The sequence below is a fragment of the Polaromonas sp. genome (assembly GCF_029945895.1).
Lineage (GTDB): Bacteria > Pseudomonadota > Gammaproteobacteria > Burkholderiales > Burkholderiaceae_C > Polaromonas.
On record NZ_JAQSDL010000008.1, the window covers coordinates 82,084 to 88,100 of the forward strand.

A 6,017-nucleotide genomic window follows, 5' to 3' on the forward strand; every position below is an offset into this window, starting at 1 on the left:
ACATCCATGCCACGCCGCGCCACCAAAATTGTTGCCACCCTGGGCCCCGCCTCGAGCGATCCGGCGCTGCTTGAAAAAATGATACGTGCGGGCGTCAACGTGGTGCGTCTCAATTTCAGCCATGGCACGGCGCAGGACCACATCGACCGGGCCGGGCTGGTGCGCGAGGCCGCCCAGCGGGCCGGCCGCGAGGTGGCGATCATGGCCGACCTGCAGGGGCCGAAAATCCGCGTCGGCAAATTTGCCGAGGGCAAGGTCCTGCTGGTGCCCGGCGCCAAGTTCGTTCTCGATGCCTCGCGCACCGAGCCGGGCGACCTCAAGGGTGTGGGTCTGGACTACAAGGAGTTGCCGCGTGACGTGAAAGCCGGCGACCTGCTGCTGCTCAACGACGGCCTGATTGTGCTGACCATCGACGCGGTGCGCGGCGAGGAAGTCCACACCACCGTCAAGCTGGGCGGCGAACTCTCCAACAACAAGGGCATCAACAAAAAGGGCGGCGGCCTGACCGCGCCCGCGCTGACCGCCAAGGACATGGAAGACATCCGGACCGCCATGAGTTTCCAGGCGGACTATGTGGCGGTTAGTTTTCCAAAAAACGCCACCGACATGGAAATGGCGCGCCAGCTGTGCAATGTGGCCGCCGCGCCCTACAAACACAAGCCCGGCCTGATTGCCAAGATCGAACGCGCCGAAGCCATTCCCAACCTCGAAGACATCCTGCGGGTCAGCGACGGCATCATGGTCGCGCGCGGTGACCTCGCGGTGGAAGTCGGCAACGCCGCCGTGCCGGCGCTGCAAAAACGCATGATCAAGATGGCCCGCGCCATGGACAAGGTGGTCATCACCGCCACGCAGATGATGGAAAGCATGATCCTCAACCCGGTGCCGACACGCGCCGAGGTCAGCGACGTGGCCAATGCCGTGCTCGACGGGACCGACGCCGTGATGCTGAGCGCGGAAACGGCCGCAGGCAATTACCCGCTGGAGACCATCGAGGAAGTGGCCAACATTTGCCTGGAAGCGGAAAAAGCCGAATACACGGCGCTGGACGCCGACTTCAGCGGCAAGACCTTCACGCGCATCGACCAGTCGATCGCCATGGGTGCGCTGTTCACAGCCCACCACCTGGGCGCCAAAGCCATCGTGGCCTTGACCGACAGCGGTTCCACGCCGCTGTGGATGAGCCGCCACGACATCCGTGTGCCGATCTATGCGCTGACACCGAGACTGGCGACGCAGCGCAAGATGGCGTTGTACCGCAATGTGCGCCCGCTGCTGATGGACACCAGCGCCGACCGGGACACGGCGCTGGAACAGGCCGAAGGACACCTGCTGCGCCGCGACATCGTGCAAAGCGGTGACGTGTACGCCATCACCTGTGGTGAACCGATGGGTGCGCCTGGTGGCACCAACATGCTCAAGATCTGCCGCGTGGCCTGAGCGGGCGGCCCCATGAGACCGGCGCGGGCGGGTCCCAGGCCGGTGCCCGCTGAATCCAAGGCAGCCGGGCGTGCGTATCACCGGTTCGATGAACACCACAGACTTTCCCGTGCCAAGACGCTCGCTGTTGGCCATGCTGCCTGCACTGCTCACTGCCTGCTCGGCCGTGGACCTGCTCAACGCCACCGTTTCCACCGACACGTATCGGCTCACCCAGGGCCTGCCTTACGGCGACCACCCGCGCCAGCGGCTGGATGTCTATCAGCCTGTGGACGTCATCGGCCCGGCACCGATGGTGGTGTTTTTTTATGGTGGCAGCTGGTCATCGGGTGAGCGGGGCGACTACCGCTTTGTGGGCGAGGCGCTGGCTGCAAGCGGCATCGTCGCGGTGATCGCGGACTACCGCCTGAGCCCCGCATTTTCCTATCCTGCATTTGTGCAGGACAGTGCGCGCGCCGTGGGCTGGGCGGTCGCCCATGGGGACGCACATGGCGCTGATCCTGCCCGGATCTTTGTGATGGGACACAGCGCCGGTGCCTACAACGCCGCCATGGTGGCGCTGGATCCGCGCTGGCTGGCGGCCGAGGGCCTGAAACCGTCGCGTCTGGCGGGGTGGATAGGTTTGGCTGGCCCCTACGATTTCCTGCCGATTGGTGACCGCCAGACCCAGGTGGCCTTTGACTGGCCGCGTACGCCGGGCGACAGCCAGCCGCTGTTCCATGCGTCGCCGGCTTCGCCTCCGGCCTTGCTGCTGGCGCCTGCCGACGACCGTGTGGTCAATTCCCGGCGCAGTACCGTCGCGCTGGCCCGGCGACTCCAGAGCAGTGGCGTGTATGTGGAGTCTGCACTGTTGGACGGCGTCAGCCACGTCACCCTGGTGGCCTCCATGGCCTCGGTACTCAGAGCCCGGGCGCCTGTGCTTGAACGGGTCTCGGCTTTTGTGAAGTCAGTCGGGCCAGCCAGGTGAAGCCGAGGTCCAGCGTGGCGGCGCTGGCCCAGCAGAACCAGGCGGTCCAGAGGGTGTGACTCATGTAGTGGGCGCCACGCACCTGTTGCGCCAGACCCAGCAGCAATCCCACCAGCATGGACCCCAGCAACCAGCGCCGAGCGGTGGCTGGCAGGGCATGCCGGAATGCAAAAAAACCCCCGACAAAGGCAAAACCCGCGGAGGCATGACCGGCCGGAAAACAGCCACCGTCACCGCCGTCCCGCACGCCCCAGGCCCAGTGCGAGACATGGCTGGCCACGCCGCCGAATTCCCGCAGGCTCCAGGGGCAACTGGTGTGGCTGTGCAGCTTGATGTCAGAGACCACCAGCAGCGCCAACAGCGTGGTCAGGGCCAGCTGGACACGGCGTAGTGCAGGCAGGTGCCGCAAGGGGCCGACAGGCCGGGCGATACCGATCAGCAGCGCCCCTTCAAACAACCAGGGCAGTGGACGCATGTTGTCGTGGAGTACCCCGCGCCAGAACCAGTGGTTTTCGAGCGCAAAGCCGCTGGCCGACCCGAACCAGCGTGCCAGCGTCAGGTCCAGTCCCGAAGCGTCCCAGGCCAGCAAGAGGAGAAGGCTGGCAACAGACCAGAAAAAAAGACGCGACGGGCTGGAGACGGCTGGACGGCTGGGAGAGATCATGGTGGCGAGTTGGGCACAAGAAGCGCTGACGGTAGCCCGGTCCGCCTTAAGTCAGCCTTAATGCCGGCGCCTGCAAAGAGGCGCGACGCTCCCGAGCGGGCTTGTCCTACGCCTTTGCCCCCTCGAGGATGACGCTGGAAGCCTGCCCAGAGCCCGCCTGTGGGCGCCACAGGCGAATGTGACGGGTAAAATGAAAGAAGTTACCGGTCAGTTACCGAATCCACCGAATCCGTTCAACCTTCCTGGGGATATTTTTTATGGCACTCGTTTCCATGCGCGAGCTGCTGGACCATGCAGCCCTCAATGGCTATGGCATTCCAGCTTTCAACGTCAACAACCTCGAGCAGGTCCAGGCTGTCATGGAAGCGGCCAAGGAAACCGGCGCTCCCGTGATCCTGCAGGCCAGCGCTGGTGCGCGCAAATACGCTGGCGAGGCTTTCATCAAGCACCTCATCCAGGCGGCCATCGAAATGTATCCGCAGATCCCGCTCGTCATGCACCAGGACCACGGCCAGAACCCGGACGTCTGCCAGGGTGCGATCGACCTCGGGTTTTCATCCGTGATGATGGACGGCTCGCTGGAGGCCGACGGCAAGACGATTGCCAGCTACGAATACAACGTCGAGGTCACCAAAAAGGTGGCGCAACTCGCGCACAAGGTGGGCGTGACGGTCGAAGGCGAGCTTGGCTGCCTCGGCTCTCTGGAAACCATGAAGGGCGACAAGGAAGACGGCCACGGCACCGACGCGACCATGACCCGCGAGCAGTTGCTGACCGACCCGGAGCAGGCGGCCGATTTTGTCAAGCAGACGCAGATCGACGCGCTGGCAATCGCCATCGGCACCAGCCACGGCGCCTACAAGTTCACGCGCAAGCCCACCGGCGACATCCTGGCGATCGATCGCATCAAGGACATCCACAAACGCATCCCCAGCACCCATCTGGTGATGCATGGCTCGTCCAGCGTGCCGCAGGACCTGCTGGCCGTCATTCGCCAGTACGGTGGCAACATGAAGGAAACCTACGGTGTGCCCGTGGAAGAAATCCAGGAAGCCATCAAACACGGCGTGCGCAAAATCAACATCGACACCGACATCCGTCTGGCGATGACGGCAGCGGTGCGCAAGTTCCTGGCTGAGAACCCTGAAAAATTCGACGCTCGCGAATGGCTCAAACCCGCGCGCGAGGCCGCCAAGGCCATCTGCAAGCAGCGTTACATCGAGTTCGGCTGCGAAGGCCAGGGCGCGAAGATCAAGGGTGACACGCTGCAGCTTGTGGCTGCCCGCTACGCCAGGGGCGAGCTGGCCCAGGTGGTGCGTTAACCCGGAAATCCTCGCCGTGTCGAACTGGCGATAATTCAAAGCTCGCTGCTACCAGCGGGCTTTTTTACTTTTGGCAAGCATCCCATGACCTTCGCTCTCCACACTTCGGCCCTGACCTCCCTGCCCCTGCTCGCTCGCGGCAAGGTGCGCGACAACTACGCTGTCGGCAAAGACCGGCTGCTGATGGTCGCCAGCGACCGGCTCAGCGCCTTCGACGTCATCATGGGCGAGCCGATTCCGGGCAAAGGCGTGCTTCTCACCCAGATGGCCCTGTTCTGGTTTGGCAAGCTCGGCCATATCTGTCCGAACCACCTGACCGGGGACACGCCCGAAAGCGTGGTCACCCCGGCCGAGTTGCCGCAAGTTGCGGGCCGCTCCATGCTGGTCAAGCGGCTGAAGCCGATTCCGGTCGAGGCCGTGGTACGCGGCTACCTGGCCGGCAGCGGCTGGAAGGAATACCAGGACAGCCAGTCGGTGTGCGGTGTGCCGCTGCCGCCTGGCCTGAGAAACGCCAGCAAGCTGCCAGAACCGATTTTCACGCCTGCGGCCAAGGCGGCGGTGGGCGAGCATGACGAAAACATCAGCTACGAGCAGGTGGTCAAGGCTGTCGGCCCCGAACTGGCCGCACAGATCCGCGACCTCAGCCTGCGCATCTACAAGGAGGCGGCGGCCTTTGCCCTGACCAAGGGCATCATCATTGCCGATACCAAGTTCGAGTTCGGTCTTGACGAAAACGGCACGCTGACCCTGATGGACGAAGTGCTGACGCCCGACTCCTCGCGCTACTGGCCGATTGAAGGTTACGAGCAGGCCTTTGCCACAGGCGCCAATCCGCCCAGCTACGACAAGCAGTTCGTGCGCGACTGGCTGGAGCAGGCCCTGGTCAACGGCAAGCCCTGGGACAAGACACCGCCCGCACCGCGCGTGCCGCAGGATGTGGTCGAAAAAACTGCGGCCAAGTACCAGGAAGCACTGACCCGCCTGACGGCCTGACCGGCGCTTGGTTTAAAATAGCCGCAACCCAAGGAGCGTTGCAGCGAGACCCGTTTGATGCCGGTTTCGTCAGGCTTGGGTGACAGCAGCCGCATCGGCTGCCTTTGCAACGGCGCTCACTTCCTCATCCAGGGTAAGTGAATGTCCGAAATCCTAGTTCCCCCCATGAAACTGTCCGGCCTGGAGCCGGTCGCCATAGGCGCGGGCAGCCTGTTCGTCAACATTGGTGAACGAACCAATGTCACGGGCTCCAAGGCCTTTGCGCGCATGATCCTCAACGGCGATTTCGAAGCCGCGCTCGTCGTGGCACGCCAGCAGGTCGAAAACGGCGCACAGATCATTGACATCAACATGGACGAAGCCATGCTGGACAGCCAGGCCGCCATGGTGCGTTTCCTGAACCTGATCGCCAGCGAGCCCGACATCGCGCGTGTGCCCATCATGATCGACAGCTCCAAGTGGAGCGTGATTGAAGCCGGCCTTCGCTGCATCCAGGGCAAGGGCATCGTCAACTCGATCTCGATGAAGGAGGGACTGGAGCCTTTCAAGCACCAGGCCAAACTGCTCAAGCGTTATGGCGCCGCCGCCGTGGTCATGGCTTTCGACGAACAGGGTCAGGCCGACACCTATG

The 6,017-nt window shown here is 63.7% G+C and carries 6 protein-coding genes and 1 riboswitch; of the genes, 5 read left to right on the top strand and 1 reads right to left on the bottom strand.

The genetic code is table 11. From position 1 onward, the window contains the following. Positions 1-6 precede the first annotated feature (6 nt). Both pyk and PSV33_RS00945 read left to right on the top strand, forming a co-directional pair. Positions 7-1,440, top strand: a complete 1,434-nt coding sequence (pyk, locus tag PSV33_RS00940) for a pyruvate kinase (protein WP_300557636.1) — start codon at positions 7-9, stop codon at positions 1,438-1,440. Positions 1,441-1,528: 88 nt separating this feature from the next. After that, complete coding sequence (locus tag PSV33_RS00945) at positions 1,529-2,407, top strand: alpha/beta hydrolase (RefSeq protein WP_300557638.1); 879 nt, start codon at positions 1,529-1,531, stop codon at positions 2,405-2,407. Here the strand turns inward: PSV33_RS00945 and PSV33_RS00950 are convergent. Beyond that, positions 2,340-3,071, bottom strand: coding sequence for a phosphatase PAP2 family protein (locus PSV33_RS00950; protein ID WP_300557640.1), 732 nt, complete (start codon positions 3,069-3,071; stop codon positions 2,340-2,342). The genes PSV33_RS00945 and PSV33_RS00950 overlap by 68 nt on opposite strands. 257 nt (positions 3,072-3,328) lie before the next feature. Between PSV33_RS00950 and fba the strand changes: the two genes are divergently transcribed. The 3 genes from fba to PSV33_RS00965 form a co-directional block, all read left to right on the top strand. Continuing rightward, positions 3,329-4,393: a class II fructose-bisphosphate aldolase gene (gene fba / locus PSV33_RS00955; RefSeq protein ID WP_300557642.1), complete on the top strand. Its 1,065-nt coding sequence runs from the start codon at positions 3,329-3,331 to the stop codon at positions 4,391-4,393. An 84-nt stretch (positions 4,394-4,477) separates the two neighbouring features. Beyond that, positions 4,478-5,386 carry a phosphoribosylaminoimidazolesuccinocarboxamide synthase gene (locus PSV33_RS00960; RefSeq protein WP_300557644.1) on the top strand — a complete coding sequence of 303 codons (909 nt, stop codon included), beginning with the start codon at positions 4,478-4,480 and terminating at the stop codon, positions 5,384-5,386. 24 nt (positions 5,387-5,410) lie between these two features. Continuing rightward, a riboswitch (S-adenosyl-L-homocysteine riboswitch) is annotated at positions 5,411-5,511 on the top strand. 16 nt (positions 5,512-5,527) lie between these two features. Beyond that, positions 5,528-6,017, top strand: a 490-nt coding sequence (locus PSV33_RS00965; protein ID WP_300557646.1) for a dihydropteroate synthase, incomplete at its 3' end; no start/stop codon positions are given.